The sequence below is a fragment of the Janthinobacterium sp. GW821-FHT03C10 genome (assembly GCF_059420865.1).
In genome coordinates this window covers 1,635,248-1,653,230 of the sequence record NZ_JBWKUN010000001.1, presented here as the reverse complement: position 1 = coordinate 1,653,230, position 17,983 = coordinate 1,635,248, and the positions used below count along the sequence as shown (strand labels likewise).

Here is a 17,983-nt window from a genome sequence, read left to right as displayed (position 1 = left end):
GCAATGCCTGATACGATGCATCAATCTGATCAAGATATTCGCAATCGCCTGCTGATTGCCCGCCTGCCGGCCATGCCGCAGATCCTCATCAAGCTGATCGCCCACCTGCAGGCCGACGATGCCGGCATGCCGGAGCTGGCCGCCCTGATCGCCAAGGATGCGGGCATGACCAGCAAGATCCTCGGCGTGGCCAACAGCTCGGCCTACCATCGCCAGAGCAAGGTCGTCAGCCTGGAGCAATCGCTCGTGTCGCTGGGCACGGACATGATCAAGACCCTGGTCATCAGCGAATCCGTCTTCCAGACCTTCAGCAGTTTTCCCCATTCCGGCAGCACGGATCTGCGCGCCTTCTGGAAAAGCTCGCTGTCGGCCGCCGTCATGGCGCGCGCGCTGGCCAAGGCCATGGCGTATCCGCACGTCGAGGAAGCGTATCTGGCGGGCTTGCTGCACAACGTGGGCCGCCTGGCCTTGCTGGCCACGGCGCCGAAGGAATACGCGTTCAACTTCACGGCGCGCGACGATGCCGCCCTGTGCGCGGTGGAGCAGCGCACCTTGCAAATCACGCATGCCGAAGCGGGCGCCTGGCTGATCGAACGCTGGCATCTCGACTCCTTCCTGGCCGACAGCGTGCTGTATCACCATGAACCGCTGGCGCGCCTGGAAGCGAGCCATCCCCTGATCCGCATCGTGCGCCTGGCGCACCTGCTGTGCTGCCATGCCGACGATGCGGAATCGATCGCGCAGGCGGCAAGCCTGTGCGCGCTGGACGCCGGGGTACTGGAAGAACTGGCCGGCAGCGTCGCGCGCCAGGTGGCCCAGGCCGCGCAGCACCTGGGCATCGACCTGGCCGGCGCGGACGAAATCGCCACGCCGCCCGCCTATGCGCCGCCAGCCGTCGACCCGGTGCAGCAGCGTCTGTCCGACGAAGTGCGCAACATGGTGCTGGTGTCGGAAGTGGGCCAGACCTTCGCCCGGCAACAGGGCGAGAGCGGCCTGCTCGAAGCCGTCACGCGCTCGGCGCGCATCCTGTTCGATTTCGAGACGGCCGTCATCCTGCTGCAAAACCCCACCGGTCATGCGCTGGTCGGCGTGGCAGCGGGCGAACATCAGCAGCGCCTGGCCGGCTTCTCGATCCCGCTGGCCAAGGGCGGGCCCCTGGCCGCCTCGGCGCTGGAGTGTCAGCTGGCCTTTTTAAAACGCGACATGCCGGCGCTGGGCATCGTCGAGGAGCAGCTGTTCCGCATTCTCGGTACCGACAGCCTGGTCTGCGTGCCTTTGGCGTCGGGCCAGCGCAGCCTGGGCGTCTTGATCGGCGGCGTGGCGGCCTGGCAGATTCCCGCCTGCCAGAAGCGCGAGGGTTTCCTGCGCGCCTATGCCAACCAGGCCGCCACGGCGCTGGAAGCGGCCATCAGCGCGCGCGGCCTGGCACGGCGCCAGCTCGATCACGTGGCCGAGGAGTACCGCGCCGCGTCGCGCCGCGTCGTGCATGAAGTGAATAACCCGCTGTCCATCATCAAGAACTACCTGAGCGTGCTCGATCACAAGCTGGAGAAGCAGGAGCCGGTCACGGGCGAGATGGCGATCCTGAACGAGGAAATCGACCGGGTCGGTCAGTTGATCGGCGGCCTGGCCGATCTGCAGCCGGTGGCCGCCAGCGGCGTGACCGATTGCGCGCGCGTGGTCGACGACGTGCTGCGCCTGTTCCGCGCCACCGACTTCCTGCCGCCGAAGATCGAGGTGGTCACGCGCATGCAGGACGCGCCATGCGAGGTGGAGGCCGATGCCGGCATGCTCAAGCAAATCCTACTCAACCTGCTGAAAAACGCCGTCGAAGCCTTGCCCGATGGCGGGCGCATCGAAGTGGCGAACCGTGGCCACGTCAACCGCGACCGGCGCCTGTATCTGGAACTGTGCGTCAGCGACAATGGCGCCGGCCTGGCGCCGGACGTGCTGGCCAATCTGTTTTCGCCCGTGCGCAGCAGCAAGGAAGGGGCGCATCACGGCCTGGGCTTGTCCATCGTGCATGACCTGGTCACCCGCCTGCATGGCGTGATCGGCTGCCGCAGCGGCAAGTCCGGCACCGCGTTTGAAATCCTGCTGCCTATTCCCATGCCGGCGAGCGCCGCGGCCGCGCTGCCCGCGCCCGGCAATACCGCCTTGTCCTCGTAACGTCCATGAACTCCTCCGCCATTCCGTTTGACCTGGAAAACAGCCCGCGCATCCTGCTGGTCGACGACGAGCCCCGTCTGCTCGCTTCCCTCCACGAATTGCTGAAGGACCGCGGCTACCAGCTGTACACGGCCACCTGCGGCAGCGAGGCGCTGGCGCAGTTGTCGAAACTGCGCTTCGACCTGATCCTGCTCGATCTGCGCCTGCCCGACATGAGCGGCCATGAAATCATGGACCACATCAACCGGCGCGGCATCGAGGGCGACGTGATCGTCATGAGTGGCGACGTCGGCATCGAGGCGGCCATCGGTGCCCTGAAACGCGGCGCCTACGATTACCTGCGCAAGCCGTACAGCCGCGAGGAGCTGCTCAAGACGGTGGAGAACGCGCTGCAAAAGCGCAAGCTGGCGCTGGAGAATGAGCGCATCGCGCTGCAGCTGGAAAACTCGGAAAAGATGTACCGCTACCTGGTCGACAGCTCGCCCGACATCATCTATACGCTAAACCACGAAGGCCGCATCACCTTCATCAACGACCGGGTGCACCAGTTGCTGGGCTTTAGCCGCGAAGAGCTGATCGGCAGCCATTATTCGATCCTCGTGCACGATGAAGACCAGGAGCGGGCGCGCTATGCCTTCAATGAGCGCCGCCTCGACGAGCGCGCCTCGCGCAACGTGGAACTGCGCCTGAAATGCCATAGCGGCAGCGGCAGCGACCGGACTTTCAGCAATACGCTGATGACGATTCCGCTCAATTCCATCGGCATGCACGGCCACGATCACGAAGCGAAAAAGCAGGAGTATTTCGGCACCTACGGCGTGGCACGCGACATCACAGACCGCAAGCGCGCCGAGGAAGTCATCTCCTACCAGGCCTACCACGACATCCTGACGGACCTGCCGAACCGCATGCTGTTCAAGGACCGCCTGGGGCTGGCCGTGATCCAGGCGCGGCGCAAGCTGACGGAGCTGGCCGTGATGTTCATCGACCTCGATCGTTTCAAGCTGGTCAACGACACGCTCGGCCACGTGAAGGGCGACGAGCTGCTGCAGCAGGTGGCGCTGCGCCTGAAGGATTGTTTGCGCCGCGGCGATACCCTGGCGCGCCAGGGCGGCGATGAATTCACCATCGTGCTGCCGGAACTGCGCGACCGCCAGGATGCGCGCCTGATCGCCGACAAATTCCTCGAATGCCTGCACCAGCCTTTCGACCTCGATGGCAACCAGGTGCATATTTCGGCGTCCATCGGCATCGCCATCTATCCGGGCGACGGCGAGACCATCGACGAGCTGCTGCGCCACGCCGACATCGCCATGTACCAGGTCAAGGCGCTGGGCAAGAACGGCCACAGTTTCTATCACGAGTCCATGCTCGACGTGTCGCACCAGAAGATCGCGCTCGAGCAAAGCCTGCGCAAGGCGCTGGAGCTGAACCAGCTGGAGATGTATTACCAGCCGCAGGTGGACGTGATGACGGGCCGCATCGTCGGCGCCGAAGGCCTGATGCGCTGGAACCACCCGCAGCGGGGCTTGCTGACGGCTGGCGAATTCCTGCCGTTCGCCGAGGAAAACGGCTTGATGCTGCCGATCTCGGACTGGATGCTGGGCGCCCTGTGCCGCGACCTGGTGCAGTGGAACGCGGCCGGCGGCGAGGCCGTGCGCCTGTCGCTCAATTTGTCGCCGCAATACCTGGACCGGGGCGACTTCTTCGAGAAGATGCGCGGCGCGCTGACGCGCTATGGCATCGCGCCGGAAAAGATCGAAGTGGAAATCACGGAAAACATCTGCATCCGCAACCCGCAGTATGCGATCGAGCAGTTGAACAAGCTGTGCCAGCTGGGCGTGTCGGTGGCCATCGACGATTTCGGCACCGGCTATTCGTCGTTGTCGTACCTGCACCGCTTCCCCATCCACACCATCAAGATCGACCAGTCCTTCGTCAAGGAGATCCACGACGAGCACGGACACTATCCCGTCATCCTGGCCATCATCTCGATTGCGCGCGGCCTGGGCCTGCACCTGATCGCTGAAGGCGTGGAGACGGAAGGCCAGGCGCGCTACCTGCAGGACAAGGGCTGCACCACGATGCAGGGCTATCTGTACCACCGCCCCATTTCGCTGGGCAGCTTCATCGGCGTGCTGCAGGAGCAGAACCGCCTGATCGCCGATGCCGCCCCCGCGCTGCCGCAGACGCTGGCCATCGAGGCTTGACCGTGTCGCTCGCCGATCCCCGCTACACGGCTGCGCATTACACGGCTGACTACCTGCGCCTGAAGGGGCTGGCCGAGAAGGGCAATGCGAATGCCCAGCACAGTCTGGGCTTCATGTATTTCAATGGCCAGGGCATCGGCCAAAGCTATGCGCTGGCGCTGCACTGGTATGGTCTGGCTGCCGCGCAGGGACTCGAACACGCGCAGTACAACCTGGGCGTGATGTGCCAGAAGGGCCAGGGCGTGCCGCAGGATTTTGTCCAGGCCGCGCATTGGTACCAGCAGGCGGCCGAGCAGGGCTACGCGGCGGCGCAATACAACCTGGGCTGGCTGTATGCCAAGGGCCAGGGCATCGCGCAAGATAGCGGGCAAGCCATGCTGTGGTTTAGCCGCGCGGCGGAACAGGGCGACGCGGGCGCGCAGAATAATCTGGGCATGATGTATGACAATGGCAAGGGCGTGCCGCAGGATTTCGCGCAAGCCATCGCCTGGTACCGCAAGGCGGCCGAACAGGGCTATGCGCGCGCGCAGTTCAACCTGGGCCTGCGCTACGACAATGGCCAGGGCGTGCGGCAGGACCGCCAGCAGGCGACGGCCTGGATGCGCAAGGCGGCCGAGCAGGGGTATGCGCCGGCCCAGTTCAACCTGGCGCTGCGCTATGAGAATGGCGACGTGCTGCCGCAGGACAGCCGGCAGGCGATCGCCTGGTACCGGCGCGCGGCCGATCAGGGCCATGCCAGTTCGCAGTTCAACCTGGGCCTGATCTACGACAATGGCCAGGGCGTGCCCTGCGATAAACAGGCGGCGCTGGAATGGTATGTCAAGGCGGCGGGACTGGGCCATGCGGCGGCCCAGCACAACCTGGGCCTGCACCATGAGCATGGCGCACAGGACTATGCCCAGGCGCAAGCGTTTTACCGTCAGGCCGCCGAGCAGGGCTTTCCCGCCGCGCAGTATCAGCTGGGACTGTTGTACGAGCATGGCCAGGGCATGCCAGCCGATGCGCAGGAAGCCATCTTCTGGTACCGCAAGGCGGCCGACCAGGGGCATGTGCGGGCGCAGTTCGACCTGGGCCTGCGTTATGAACATGGCCAGGGCGTGCCGCAGGATCTGTCGCTGGCGCTGGAATGGTACCGGCGCGCCGCGGAGCAGGATTACGCGCCCGCGCAGTACATGCAGGGCGTGTTGCACGATCGCGACGATGGACCGGCGCCCGACAGCCAGCAAGCCTGCGCCTGCTATTGCCGCGCCGCCGCGCAGGGCCACAGCCTGGCCCAGTTCGCGCTGGGCCTGCGGCATGACAATGGCCAGGACGTACCGCAGGACTATGCCGCCGCCTGGGACTGGTATGCGCTGGCCGCGCGCCAGGGCCATGCGCGGGCACAAATGAATCTGGGCCTGATGGCAGCCAGCGGCCAGGGTAGTCCGCTCGATTTGCAGCAGGCGTATATCTGGCTGTCGATGGCGGCGGCGGCCGGCGTGGCCGGCGCGGAAAAATCCTTGCGCCAGACGGCGGCACGCATGCGCGAGACGGATCTGGCGCGGGTGCGCGAACAACTGGCGGCGATAGCAGACTGAGCCAAGCCGCGCGCGTTAGCGTGCGCGAATACAACAGCAGGTGCTGTATAGTCCTTTCCCTTCGCCATCTGCGGCCCCCTTGTTTCCTCCCAGGCGCATAAAATTGCTGCGGCATTTGCAGTTTTGATGTGCTAAGGTGCCTGAAGAAGGTGGTCCGTCTATTCTTTTGAAAAGGAAAACCATGCGCCTGAATCCTTTCCCTGGCCGTCCGGCCGCCATCCTGTGTGCGCTGGCGCTGCTGTCGTCCGGCGCGGGCGCCGCCGGGCCCCTCGATGCCCTCAGCAACCAGGATGCCAGCAATGGCTTGAAGGCGGCGCTGGAAGCCGGTTCGGCCGCCGCCGTTGCCAAGTTGGGCATCGAAAATGGTTTCCTGAACAACGACAAGGTCAAGATCAAGCTGCCCGGCATCCTGGAGCAAGCCAAACCCTTGCTGAAAATGACGGGCCGCGGCCAGCAGCTGGACGATCTGGTGGTGTCGATGAACCGTGCCGCCGAGTCGGCCGTGCCCATGGCCAAGCCCCTGCTGCTCGATGCGGTCAAGTCGATGAGCGTGACGGATGCGAAAAATATCCTGTCCGGCGGCGACACGTCGGTGACGGACTTTTTCCGCCAGAAGACATCGGCGCCCCTGGCCGTCAAGTTCCTGCCCATCGTGAAATCCGTCACCGACCGTTCCGGCCTGGCCGGCAAATACAACAGCACCATGAGCCAGATCGGCAAGACGGGACTCGTGCCGCAGCAGCAGTCGACGGTGGAAGGCTACGTCACGGACCGTGCGCTTGACGGCCTGTACCTGATGATCGGCGAGGAAGAAAAAGCCATCCGCAGTAATCCGCTTGCCTACGGCAGCAAGATTATCGGCAAAGTGTTTGGCAGTTTGAAGTGACCGTTCCAGCGTGCGGTAGGACCGCAGACGGCGTTTGCGCGGCAGAGACAGGTGTGGCGCAAGGGAAACAAGTTAAGCATTTGCTACAAGAAAACAATGTTAAAATTCTGCGGCATACACTCCTGAGGCATGGTTAAGCAACGATCAGCTGCCTGGGAGTGCGCGGTTTTAGTGGCGAACTGATGTGTGGCATTGCAACATGCCCGTCGGTTGGCCTTTTTTCGTTTTATTCACGTTTCCCCAAGCTCATTGATTTTCTGAATATATTCTCAGGAATTCCAGATGCAGGATATTTTAGGTAGCCGGATTTGTTAAGCGTACTCAGAAAATCAATCAAATATACCTGGTGTGGCTGTCTGGTGCTTGGCGCGCCTTCGGTGATGGCCGCGACCCCGAGTCATGGTGGTCAATCCGGCTATATCAATATGCCCAGCGCCGTGGTGGAAACGGACGGCACCTTCAGCGTCGGCTACAGCTACGACAGTCCGTATGGCCAGTTATGGGCCACGGCGAATATCCTGCCTTTCCTGCAGATGACGGGACGTTATGTGTCGATCACGGGTATTCCCGGTTTTACCAATGTGCCCGGCGAATATGGCAGCGGCTATGGCCGCTACAAAGATAAGGTCGTCGACGGGAAATTGCGCCTGTGGACGGAAACGGAGTGGATGCCGTCTGTCGCCGTCGGCATGACGGATCTGTTCGGTACCGAGTTATTCAAGGGGCAATATGTCGTTGCCACCAAGACTTTTGGCGCCAGCAAGAATATCGAAGCGAGCCTGGGCTATGCCCATAAACGCCCGGACGGCGTGTTTGCCGGCGCGCGCTGGACTCCTGCCGCGCTGCCGCGCTGGTCGGTGGTGGCCGAATACGATACCACCAATTACTTGCGCGACTTCCGCGCCAGCGAAACGAATGCGGGCAAGCGTCGCAAGGGCGCTTCCGTGGGCCTGGAATACCGCTGGGGCTGGCTTGCCCTGCAAGCGGCCCGGAGCCGCGATCAGTTCAGCGTGAACGCCTTTATCAGCATTCCATTTGGCGAACGCGAGTTCATCCCCAAGGTGTACGAACCAGCGTATTTCGTGGACGACAAGAATCCGCCGCCGCTGCCGAGCAAGGAAGAATGGCACCGCGATGCCGTCTATGGCGCCGACCTGGTCAATGCCCTCGTGAAGCAGGATTACAAGAATATCCGTGTCGAGCAGGAAGGCAATGTCCTCAGCCTGAGCCTGACCAATAGCCGTATTTCCAACATGGGCCGCGCCGTCGGCCGTGCCGCGCGCACGGCGGTTGCCTTCACGCCGAAGGGCGTGACGACCCTGCGCATCACGTATACCAAGCTGGACCAGCCGATCGCCACCTACGAATTCTTCGATTTGCCCAAACTGAATGACTATTTGGCAGGCAAGATCGACCGCAAGGCTTTCCTCGACGTCGTGCTGCTGCGCTATCCGGAAAAAAGCGATGTCATCCGGGACGATCAGCAAGGTTGGCTGCAGGAATTCCTCGACAAGCCGGCGCCCGTCGTTGCCGCTGCGCCTGCGCTTTCACCTACGTCTTCACCGGCACCTGCGCCCGCACCGGTACTGGCTGCGGCCCCCGCACCTGCTCCGGCCAGGCCCGCCGATGTCCTCAAGGACGATGGCAAGCTGGCCGTCGGTGTCGGCGTCGACGGCGACGTGGTGCAGATCAAGTCGCTGGATCGGGAGGCGAACCGTTTCAAGGTCGCTCCCAAGGTCGGCTTCTTCTTCAATGACCCGAGCGGCGCCTTCCGCTATTCGATTTCGGCGGTGGCCAATTACGACCGCCGCCTGGGCGACGGCCTGTACCTGAATACAGCCGCTAGTCTGCAGTTGCTGGAAACGGTGTCGGGCGTCAAGCAGCCATCGAACAGCAACTTGCCGCATGTGCGTACCGATGTGGCGGAATACCTGCGCGGCGGGCGTTTCTCGCTGAGTCGCGTCTTGCTGAACAAATACAACAACCCCGCCGAACGCGTGTATACCCGCATGTCGGCCGGCCTGTATGAAGACATGTTCCGCGGTGTGGGCGGCCAGGTGCTGTACTTGCCGAAGGATAGCCGCTGGGCGGCTGACGTGGCCGTTGATGCCTTGCAGCAGCGTGGATTCAAGGGATTGCTCGATTCGCGCGACTACAAGACGGTGACGGCGATCGGTTCCCTGCATTACCGCTTGCCGCACGACATTACCGTGACGGCACGCGCCGGCCGCTTCCTGGCCAAAGACACGGGCGTGCGCATGGAATTCAAGCGCCGCTTCCAGTCCGGTATCGAAGTCGGTGCCTGGTACACGCATACGAACGGCAACGACATCACCAGCCCTGGCACGCCGTCGAAGCCATACCAGGACCGCGGTATTTTCCTGTCCGTACCGCTGAACAGCATGTTGCCGATGGACACGCAATCGACGGCCGGCTTTGCCATCTCGCCATGGACGCGCGACGTCGGGCAGATGGTGGCTTCGCCGGGCGACCTGTACGACATGTTCGAGCGTCCGCGCGCCGATATGCACAGCTACGATGGCCTGGGCAATTTTGCCGAGCGCCCGGACGAACAGCACCTGCCTGCCGTCAATCCGCCGGACCGGCCATTCGTCAACCCATGGCCGGCGTTTCGCGCACGCCTGGATCAGTCGTCTTCCGCCTTGCCCCAACCGGCCGAGTGGGTCAAGGCCACGGCCCTGATCGGCGGCGTGGTGGTTGCTTCCGCGCTGGCCGACAAACCCGTCGACCGTTTCGTCAAAAAACATGAAGATTCCAAGGTCTACCGCAACTGGGACAAGCTGGGCAAGGCCATGCCCTACGCGGCAGTGGGCGCCGCCGCCGCCGCTTTCGCCCTGGGCGATGAGCGCCTGCAAAATACGGGACTCATTTCCCTGCAATCGGTTGCCGCGGCAACGGGCGTGGCGGTGGCTGGAAAATATGCATTTGGTCGCGCCCGTCCGGAAGAAGACCGCGGAGCGTGGAGCCGTGTCGGCAGCGGTACGTCCCGCTCGAATTCCTCATTTCCTTCCGCGCATGCCGCGATCGGCTTTGCCGCCGTGACGCCGTTTGCCAAGGAATACGATGCGCCATGGCTGTACAGCGTGGCCGCCGTCGGTTCCGCCGGCCGCGTGTTTGGCCGCAAGCACTGGGTTTCCGACACGGTCGCCGGCGGCATCATAGGTTACGCCATGGGCAGCTGGCTGTGGCACGCGCAGCGCGACCAGAGTAAATCGGGCCTGTCGATCAATCCCGGACCGAAAGAAATCAGCGTGACCTGGCAGGGCAAGTATTAAACGCGTATCGCGCCTCTTTACTCATACAACATCATTCATCCAGACAAAGACCAGCATGAAAAAGCAACTTCGTACTCCCCCGCCTTTCGTGAAACACGTGATTTTCTCGGCTTTCCTGCTGGGTGCAACTTCGGCCTATGCCGCAGGGCAGGATCTGGACACGGCTGACATGCCGCGCTCAAACCCGTCTCGTTCACAAGCAAGCGAATTGGGTGCCGGTACCTTGCCTAGTATCCGTAGCGGCCGCAGCGACCCGCGCCAAGCGAAAACGCTGGCTGCCAATAATCTCAGCAAGCAGGCTGCGGCCGAGGCCAAGGTTGGCGCTTTCGAAGAGTATGTCGATGGCGTGACGGGTAAGAAACTGAACATCTTCGGTAAGGATTTGTTCGGCGATGTGCCATCCACCTTTGCGCCGCTCGATGGTGTCCAGGTGAATCAGGAATATGTGATCGGCACGGGCGACGAGTTGCAGGTACGCGGCTGGGGCATGGTTGACATTGACGTCAGTGCCACGGTCGACCGCAGCGGTGCGATCTTCATTCCCCGCGTCGGATCCGTCAAGGTCAGCGGCGTGCAGTACAAGGATTTGCAGGGCTACCTGAAGAAAGCCATTGGCAAGATCTACACTAATTTCGACCTGACGGCGAGTATCGCGCAAACGCGTGCCGTGCAAGTGTACGTGGTTGGCCATGCCGTACGTCCTGGCACCTATACCTTGAATTCCATGAGTACCCTGCTCAACGCCCTGTTTACATCGGGTGGCCCGGACGCTACCGGCAGCATGCGCAATATCCAGCTCAAGCGCGGCAAGGATACCGTCAGTACCTTCGACTTGTATGACATGCTGGTCAAGGGTGACAAGAGCCGCGACGTCACCTTGCGCGATGGCGACGTGATCTATATTCCTGAAGTGGGCCCGCTGGTAGCCCTGACCGGTAACGTGAAGCAGCCCGCCATTTTCGAGTTGAAAGGCAGTGCGACACTGGCCGACGTATTGAGCTGGGCTGGTGGTTTTGATTCGGCAGCAGAGACCAAGCAAATCGTCGTCGAAAAGAACATCGACAATCAATATAGAACCGTACTGGACCTGGTTGCTGACAAAGGTATCTCCAGCAGCCAGTTGGCAGGCATTGCCGTCAAGCCGACCGATATCCTGCGCGTGTTCGCACCAGGCGCCGTACCGGTCCAGGCGCAAATCCAGAATGAATACGTGCGCGTGGCTGGCGAAGCAAAGCAGAGCGGTATTTTCCTGCTGAAAAAAGGTGAAACCCTGCGCGAGCTGATCGCCCGTGTCGGCGGCGCCAATGAAAACGGTTACCTGTACGCCACGCAGTTGAACCGTGAATCCGTACGTCGTGCCCAGCAGATCAAATTGAATCAGGTGGCTGACCGCTTTGAACGGGAGCTGGAATCGAATGCGACCCAGCGCATGTCTGCATCTGGTGACAAGGAAAATGCAGCGAAGACCGCAGCCGAAGTGGAGCAGCAGCGCCGCATCGTGCAAAAACTGCGCACCATCAAGGCTGAGGGCCGTATTGTTCTCGATCTGCCAGGTGTCGATACGCAAGTCAAGAATCTGCCCGACCTGCCGCTGCAGGACGGTGATTCCATCCTGATTCCGCGCCGTCCCGGCACTGTGGATGTGCTGGGTTCCGTCTTCCAGCAAAACGCCTTCGTTTACCGCCCGCAGCGTACGGTCAACGACTATGTTCAGCAAGCTGGCGGTATCACCGCAAATGCAGATAAATCCGAAATGTATGTGATTCGGGCCGATGGCACGGCGCAGAGTGGCCAGGGAACCGGCTGGTTCAGTGGTATTGGCGGCACGGCGCTTAATCCAGGTGACACGGTAGTGGTGCCCGAGAAAATCGAACGCAGCACGTTTATGCAGAGCCTGAAGGAATGGACTGCGATTTTCTATCAGTTTGGTTTGGGTGCAGCGGGCCTGAAGGTTCTTAAAGATTAATGCTCTTGACCATTGCGCCAGACTTGGCAGGTGAAACTGCGTTCTATACTTGAAAGTGAATGATGTCTGAGAACACAAAAGATGTAACTGAAAATAAAAAAAGCGGTGATGAAATTCGCTTTGTAGATTTGCTTGTCGCGATTGCCAGACAAAAACGGATAGTGCTTGGTTTTCCTCTGTTTTTCGGAGTGATAGCGTTGGTTACGGTCATTTTGATGAAGCCAGTTTTCATCTCGACAGCAGTTATTATGCCACCTCAGCAACAAAATTCAGGCATGGCTGCTATGCTTGGTCAGCTGGGTGGGCTTGCAGCTGCGGCGAATATTGGCGGAATAAAGAACCCCAATGACTTGTACGTTGGTATGTTGCAAAGCCGGACGGTCGCGGATCGGTTGATTGAGAAATTCAAGCTGCAGGAGCGTTACAAAGAAGAAACCTCCGATAAAACACGGGAAAAATTGAAGCGGCTTAGTACGATTCAAAGTGGAAAAGAGGGATTAATTACAATTATATTTGAAGATACTGATCCACAAGTAGCGGCAGATATCGCCAATGCTTATGTTTCTGAATTGAGTCGATTGAACCAGAAATTGGCGGTGACGGAAGCTGCCAAACGTCGTGTTTTCTTTGAGGCACAATTAAAGGATGCTAAGGAACAGTTGGCCTTATCTGAAATTGCCATGCGTAGCACACAGGAAAAAACGGGTATGCTTCAGCTTGAAGGACAGGTCAAAGAACTGATCGCTAGCACAGCGCATCTGCAGGCTCAGATTGCCGCTAAAGAAGTGCAATTGACGGCTATGCGTAGTTTTGCGACACCTAACAATCCAGAGTTGATGCGCCTGCAGCAGGAATTAAATGGCTTGAGTGCGCAGTTGTCAAAAATTCAAAATGGAAAGATGACGGGTGACGGGAATCCTCTTGTGCCTACTGGTAAGATTCCAGCGGTCGGTGTCGAATATATCCGTGCACTACGTGATGTTAAATATAATGAGGCAATATTCGAATTGTTGGCAAAGCAATTTGAGTTGGCTAAAATTGAGGAAGCTAAAGATTCTTCCCTGATCCAACAGTTGGATAAGGCGATGCCAGCTGAACAGAAGGCAAAGCCGAAGCGGGCATTAACGATATTAATAGCCATTTTTATTGGTCTTCTGTTCGGTATTATCTTTGCCATCATAAAGGATATATTCACGTCGACTGGAAACAGCGGTACTTCCGCATGGTATGAGTTTTCTAGTGCGTGGAAACAGAAAAGGTCTTGAGTATTGCGTGAGGTTTGATCTTTTTTCGATGATCTACTTATGCATAAATCAATTTAGTTGCGTATTTTTGGGCGGAAATTTATAATTTTTAATTAAATTGCCTGATCTCTGCCCAGATTAACACATAGTCTTTTGCTTGGAATAAAAAAATGAAAGCTGTCATACTTGCTGGTGGACTGGGTACTCGAATTAGTGAAGAGACCTCTACGAAGCCAAAACCCATGGTCGAGATTGGTGGGAAGCCAATTTTGTGGCATATCATGAAAAGCTACTCGGCACATGGCGTGAATGATTTCGTTATCTGTTGTGGCTACAAGGGTTATGTCATTAAAGAGTATTTTGCGAATTATTTCCTGCATATGTCGGACGTGACATTCGATATGCAGAATAATCAAATGGAAGTCCATACTCGCAATACTGAACCATGGAAAGTGACCTTGGTTGATACAGGTGATGAAACGATGACGGGCGGCCGATTGAAAAGAGTGCGTCCGTATATTGCCGACGAGGAAATGTTTTGCTTTACTTATGGCGATGGCGTTAGCGATGTCAATATTGGTGAATTGATCACATTTCACAAGGCGCATGGAAAACTGGCAACGTTGACTGCAACCCAGCCTCCAGGGCGTTTCGGAGCGCTGAACCTGGAGGGGCAGAAGATCAACAGTTTTCAGGAGAAGCCCCAAGGGGATGGCGCCTGGATTAACGGTGGATATTTCGTGTTGTCTCCTAAGGTCATTGATTATATAGATGATGATTCAACAACCTGGGAAAAGTCTCCGATGGAAAATTTGGCTAAAGATGGACAGCTGGACGCATTTTTTCACCATGGTTTCTGGCAACCGATGGATACATTGCGCGATAAGATTCATCTGGAAGAAATGTGGCAAACTGGCAATGCTCCTTGGAAAACATCCAAGTAGAGTGATAATGGATATTTTGCGGAATAATTTTAAAAGTCAATTTTGCTTGCTAAAAATATAATTATATTGGGTCTGGTGTATGCGATCCGACTTATTTTGCCGCTGATGGTAATACCGATTTTAACCCGCAGAATTATGGCGGAAGATTTTGGTGTGTATATGTACGCTATTTCTTTCGCAGCCTGGTTGTCGATATTTGTGGAATATGGATTTAATATATCGGCAACCAGGGAAATTGCGAGTTCGAATAGCCAAACGGAAATATTATCTGTAATTGCAGGTACGCAGAGTGCGAAGTTTTTGCTGGTTCTCGCTACACTTCCGGTTCTGCTCACTACGGTTTTTATCGTTCCTGTTTTTGACGGCAACATGTATTGGGCAATCACCGCTTGGCTGCTTGGCATCCTGACGGCATTGACGCCTATATATTATTTTCAGGGACGCGAGACCTTAAAAATTGTAGGTGTTGCCGAAATTATCATTGGAGCATTAACGCTGGCTTCGGTATATTTTTTGATACATGGGCCGGAAGATTTCTATCGACTCGCTATTATCGTTTTGATAGCGCGTTTTAGTAGTACTGTTGTCTTAAGCTATCGGATGTATAGCGAATGTAAAGTGAGAATTTCTGACATTTTTCATTTGAAGGGGGGTCTTACTCATTTGGGGAATGGATTTCATCTTTTTATTTTTCAAGGTGCCGTCAGTTTATATACTTCCTTCAACGTTGTTTTGCTTGGATTTTACTGCAGTCCAGTTCAAGTTGGAGCTTATGCGTCTGCCGAAAGATTGATGCGGGCCGGCATTGGATTCTTGGGCCAGTTTTCAAATGCGATTTTTCCACGGATAAATTCGTTGAAATTGAAATTTCCCGAAAAAGTAAAAAACTTTCGCTTGCAAGTTTTGGGAGGTTTTTTTCTTATTGGTCTGCTTGGAATGGTTCTCACGCTTGGCTTTGGTCCGATCATCGTTACCTACATGTTTCCGAGCATGGCGGCCCAAGTAACGGATGTGTTAAAAATATTGTCTCTGGTTGTTCCAGCAATCGCTCTCAGTAACGTTTTGGGATTTCAGTATTTATTGGTTGATCGCCATGAGAAGATATTCAATATCATTATTGCCTGCGCGGCGATAATTAATATAGTTATGGCATATATTTTTGTCAAGAAATATCAGGAAAAAGGTATGGCTGTTTCCTGGGTAATTATCGAATGGATTATAGTTTTTGCAATATCGCTGATGATCTTTATTCTTCAGCGTAGAAAAAAACCCATTATTATGGATTAAACATGTTTGGAAATATATATAGCGGTAAGAAAGTATTGGTCACGGGACACACTGGTTTTAAGGGTACCTGGCTGACAATGTGGCTGCTTAAAATGGGAGCGCATGTTTCTGGTTTTTCCGACTGCATTCCTACTCAGCCGTCCATCTTTGAAGAAACGGGTTTGGCTGGAAAAATCGAACATAACTTTGGTGATATACGCGATTTAAGCGCAGTGAAAACCGTGATCGAAGAATTTAAACCGGATTTTATTTTTCATCTGGCGGCGCAGCCTATTGTCTCGGTCTCGTACAGTGAACCGATTGATACCATCACCACAAATGTAATAGGTACTGCCAATGTACTTGAAGCGCTGCGCATATTGAATCCTGCCTGTGTGGTGGTGATGATTACCTCAGACAAGTGCTATGAGAATGTCGAATGGGTTTGGGGATATAAGGAAACAGATCATTTGGGAGGGCGGGATATCTATAGCGGCTCGAAAGGTGCTGCTGAGGTCATCATCCACTCCTATTATTATTCCTTCTTCAGGGGTGCAAATTGTAAGGTTCGATTGGCAACAGGGCGTGCTGGCAACGTGATTGGCGGCGGTGACTGGGCCAAGGACCGGATCGTCGTAGATTGTATGCGTAACTGGTCAGAAGGCCGTGCAGTGGAAATCCGTAGCCCAGCTGCAACGCGTCCGTGGCAGCATGTGCTGGAACCTCTCAGCGGCTACCTGACCCTGGGAGCCGCGCTGTACGCCAATCCGGAATTGGCCGGAGAGTCCTTCAACTTCGGGCCTCGTTCCGAACAGAATAGAACCGTTCTTGAACTGCTTGGCGACTTGAGCAAGCACTGGCATTTTATCGAGACTGAGCAGGCATATAACGTGACTGGCAACATCCCGTTCCATGAAGCTGGATTGCTTAAACTCAATTGTGACAAAGCACTGTTCCATTTACGCTGGGAAGCAAATCTGGCGTATGTCGATTGTGTTCGCTTAGTCAGTGATTGGTATTATCAATATTACAAAGAATCTGCTGACATGTATGCATTGACCATGGCTCAAATTGCTGAGTATGAGGAGCAGGCTGTCGGACGGAGCTTGGTATGGACTCAGTAACTCTTGCAACGACGCCACTGCTTACGCCCCTTCGTCAAATCGCCCATCCCAATGGTGACGTTTATCATGCGATGAAAGCCAGCGATGCCGGCTTTGCCGGCTTTGGCGAAGCGTACTTCACGACCGTACATTGCGGGGCCATCAAGGGATGGAAGCAGCATACAAAAATGTACATGAATCTGGTCGTGCCGGTCGGGAGTGTGTGTTTTTATTTGCATGATGAAAAAACAGGCAGTACGACGCAGTACGAACTGGGGGCTAACAACTACGCTCGGTTAACTGTACCACCTGGCTTCTGGATGGCTTTTTCCGGTGTTGGCGCTAGCCTGAATCTGGTCTGCAACCTGGCCAGCATCCCCCATGACCCTGCGGAAGCGATAAATGTGCCGATTGAAACCTACCCATTGGAAAGTAACGGATGAGAATATTGCTCTCTGGCTCGGGTGGTTTATTAGGCAGCGCACTCATGGCAGTTGCGCAAACAGCAGGCTTTAGCTGTGATCCGCTGCGACGCCCTGAGCTGGCTGCAGGCGCTGGAATTGCTGATGTACTGGCAGAAATGATGTCGGGTTACGACTTTGTCATTCATGCTGCCGCCAATACCAATGTGGAGCAATGTGAGGAAGCGCCGGACGAGTGTTACCGAGATAACTTCTTGTTAACCGAGGCAATGGCTATTGCTGCCGTAAAGGCAGGAGTTCGTTTGATCTACATCTCCAGTACAGGACTGTACGGCACGGCAGAAACGCGTCCTTATCGTGAATATGATATCGCAGTTCCAACGACGCATCACCATCGGAGCAAATACCTGGCCGAGCAGATAGTCATGAGCAGCAATGTGCATAATTTGGTTGTGCGGACCGGATGGCTGTTTGGTGGAAGCGCCGCCAATCCGAAGAATTTTGTCGCGCGGCGTATCGATGAAGCGCGTGCGGCTTTACTTGGACGCGGTTATATCGAGTCGAATACTGAACAGCGAGGTGTTCCCTGCTTTAGTGAGGATATTGCCCGCAGAATATTGTTGTTGGCCACCACCGGACTGACGGGTATTTTTAATTGCGTCAACGCCGGTAACGCTTCGCGTTATGAATATGTCAGCAAGATTATTGAATTGGCCTCTATCACTATCGAAGTTCTTCCGTCCAGTGCCGTATCATTCAATCGAAAAGCACAGGTATCCAATAACGAAATGGCTGAAAACTGGAAGATGACGTCGCTGGGATTGATCGCGATGCCGTTTTGGCAAGATAGTTTGGAGTCATATATTCACAACCATCTGTTAAGAATTGCTGAGAACTGAA

12 protein-coding genes are annotated in these 17,983 nt (G+C 56.6%); all 12 read left to right on the top strand.

Features of this window, described 5'->3' with window-relative positions; genetic code table 11:
- The first annotated feature begins 15 nt into the window (after positions 1 to 15).
- The 12 genes from AC07VH_RS07115 to AC07VH_RS07060 all read left to right on the top strand — a co-directional run bounded on the left by AC07VH_RS07115 (position 16) and on the right by AC07VH_RS07060 (position 17,982).
- A complete protein-coding gene (locus AC07VH_RS07115; RefSeq protein ID WP_494788182.1) occupies positions 16 to 2,169 on the top strand; it encodes an HDOD domain-containing protein in 2,154 nt (717 codons plus the stop codon).
- Between the two features lie 5 nt (positions 2,170 to 2,174).
- Positions 2,175 to 4,379 (top strand): EAL domain-containing response regulator, encoded by a 2,205-nt coding sequence (locus AC07VH_RS07110; RefSeq protein WP_326459796.1) that lies wholly within the window; start codon positions 2,175 to 2,177, stop codon positions 4,377 to 4,379.
- Positions 4,380 to 4,381: 2 nt separating this feature from the next.
- Positions 4,382 to 5,956 (top strand): SEL1-like repeat protein, encoded by a 1,575-nt coding sequence (locus tag AC07VH_RS07105; protein ID WP_494788183.1) that lies wholly within the window; start codon positions 4,382 to 4,384, stop codon positions 5,954 to 5,956.
- A 181-nt stretch (positions 5,957 to 6,137) separates the two neighbouring features.
- Positions 6,138 to 6,842: a DUF4197 domain-containing protein gene (locus AC07VH_RS07100; protein ID WP_475414112.1), complete on the top strand. Its 705-nt coding sequence runs from the start codon at positions 6,138 to 6,140 to the stop codon at positions 6,840 to 6,842.
- Positions 6,843 to 7,222: 380 nt separating this feature from the next.
- Complete coding sequence (locus AC07VH_RS07095) at positions 7,223 to 10,138, top strand: YjbH domain-containing protein (protein WP_494788184.1); 2,916 nt, start codon at positions 7,223 to 7,225, stop codon at positions 10,136 to 10,138.
- A gap of 55 nt (positions 10,139 to 10,193) precedes the next feature.
- Entirely contained in the window at positions 10,194 to 12,104 is a 1,911-nt protein-coding gene (locus AC07VH_RS07090; protein WP_494788185.1) for an SLBB domain-containing protein, read from the top strand.
- A 59-nt stretch (positions 12,105 to 12,163) separates the two neighbouring features.
- Complete coding sequence (locus AC07VH_RS07085) at positions 12,164 to 13,369, top strand: GumC family protein (protein ID WP_494788186.1); 1,206 nt, start codon at positions 12,164 to 12,166, stop codon at positions 13,367 to 13,369.
- Positions 13,370 to 13,518: 149 nt separating this feature from the next.
- Positions 13,519 to 14,292, top strand: a complete 774-nt coding sequence (rfbF, locus tag AC07VH_RS07080) for a glucose-1-phosphate cytidylyltransferase (RefSeq protein ID WP_475418052.1) — start codon at positions 13,519 to 13,521, stop codon at positions 14,290 to 14,292.
- Positions 14,293 to 14,334: 42 nt separating this feature from the next.
- Positions 14,335 to 15,579 (top strand): oligosaccharide flippase family protein, encoded by a 1,245-nt coding sequence (locus AC07VH_RS07075; protein WP_494788187.1) that lies wholly within the window; start codon positions 14,335 to 14,337, stop codon positions 15,577 to 15,579.
- 2 nt (positions 15,580 to 15,581) lie between these two features.
- The gene (gene rfbG / locus AC07VH_RS07070) at positions 15,582 to 16,682 is read left to right on the top strand and encodes a CDP-glucose 4,6-dehydratase (RefSeq protein ID WP_494788188.1); all 1,101 of its coding nucleotides are present in this window, start codon (positions 15,582 to 15,584) and stop codon (positions 16,680 to 16,682) included.
- The gene (locus AC07VH_RS07065; protein WP_494788189.1) at positions 16,670 to 17,104 is read left to right on the top strand and encodes a dTDP-4-dehydrorhamnose 3,5-epimerase; all 435 of its coding nucleotides are present in this window, start codon (positions 16,670 to 16,672) and stop codon (positions 17,102 to 17,104) included. The genes rfbG and AC07VH_RS07065 overlap by 13 nt, the downstream gene beginning before the upstream one ends.
- Positions 17,101 to 17,982: an SDR family oxidoreductase gene (locus AC07VH_RS07060; RefSeq protein ID WP_494788190.1), complete on the top strand. Its 882-nt coding sequence runs from the start codon at positions 17,101 to 17,103 to the stop codon at positions 17,980 to 17,982. Before AC07VH_RS07065 ends, AC07VH_RS07060 begins: the two co-directional genes overlap by 4 nt.
- The last annotated feature ends 1 nt before the right edge of the window (position 17,983 follow it).

Bases quoted from the DNA above. Each gene is read 5' to 3' on its own strand.
- AC07VH_RS07115 (WP_494788182.1), top strand. From the start codon at position 16: ATGCATCAATCTGATCAAGATATTCGCAATCGCCTGCTGATTGCCCGC.
- AC07VH_RS07110 (WP_326459796.1), top strand. From the start codon at position 2,175: ATGAACTCCTCCGCCATTCCGTTTGACCTGGAAAACAGCCCGCGCATC.
- AC07VH_RS07100 (WP_475414112.1), top strand. From the start codon at position 6,138: ATGCGCCTGAATCCTTTCCCTGGCCGTCCGGCCGCCATCCTGTGTGCG.
- AC07VH_RS07095 (WP_494788184.1), top strand. From the start codon at position 7,223: ATGGCCGCGACCCCGAGTCATGGTGGTCAATCCGGCTATATCAATATG.
- AC07VH_RS07090 (WP_494788185.1), top strand. From the start codon at position 10,194: ATGAAAAAGCAACTTCGTACTCCCCCGCCTTTCGTGAAACACGTGATT.
- AC07VH_RS07085 (WP_494788186.1), top strand. From the start codon at position 12,164: ATGATGTCTGAGAACACAAAAGATGTAACTGAAAATAAAAAAAGCGGT.
- rfbF (WP_475418052.1), top strand. From the start codon at position 13,519: ATGAAAGCTGTCATACTTGCTGGTGGACTGGGTACTCGAATTAGTGAA.
- rfbG (WP_494788188.1), top strand. From the start codon at position 15,582: ATGTTTGGAAATATATATAGCGGTAAGAAAGTATTGGTCACGGGACAC.
- AC07VH_RS07065 (WP_494788189.1), top strand. From the start codon at position 16,670: ATGGACTCAGTAACTCTTGCAACGACGCCACTGCTTACGCCCCTTCGT.
- AC07VH_RS07060 (WP_494788190.1), top strand. From the start codon at position 17,101: ATGAGAATATTGCTCTCTGGCTCGGGTGGTTTATTAGGCAGCGCACTC.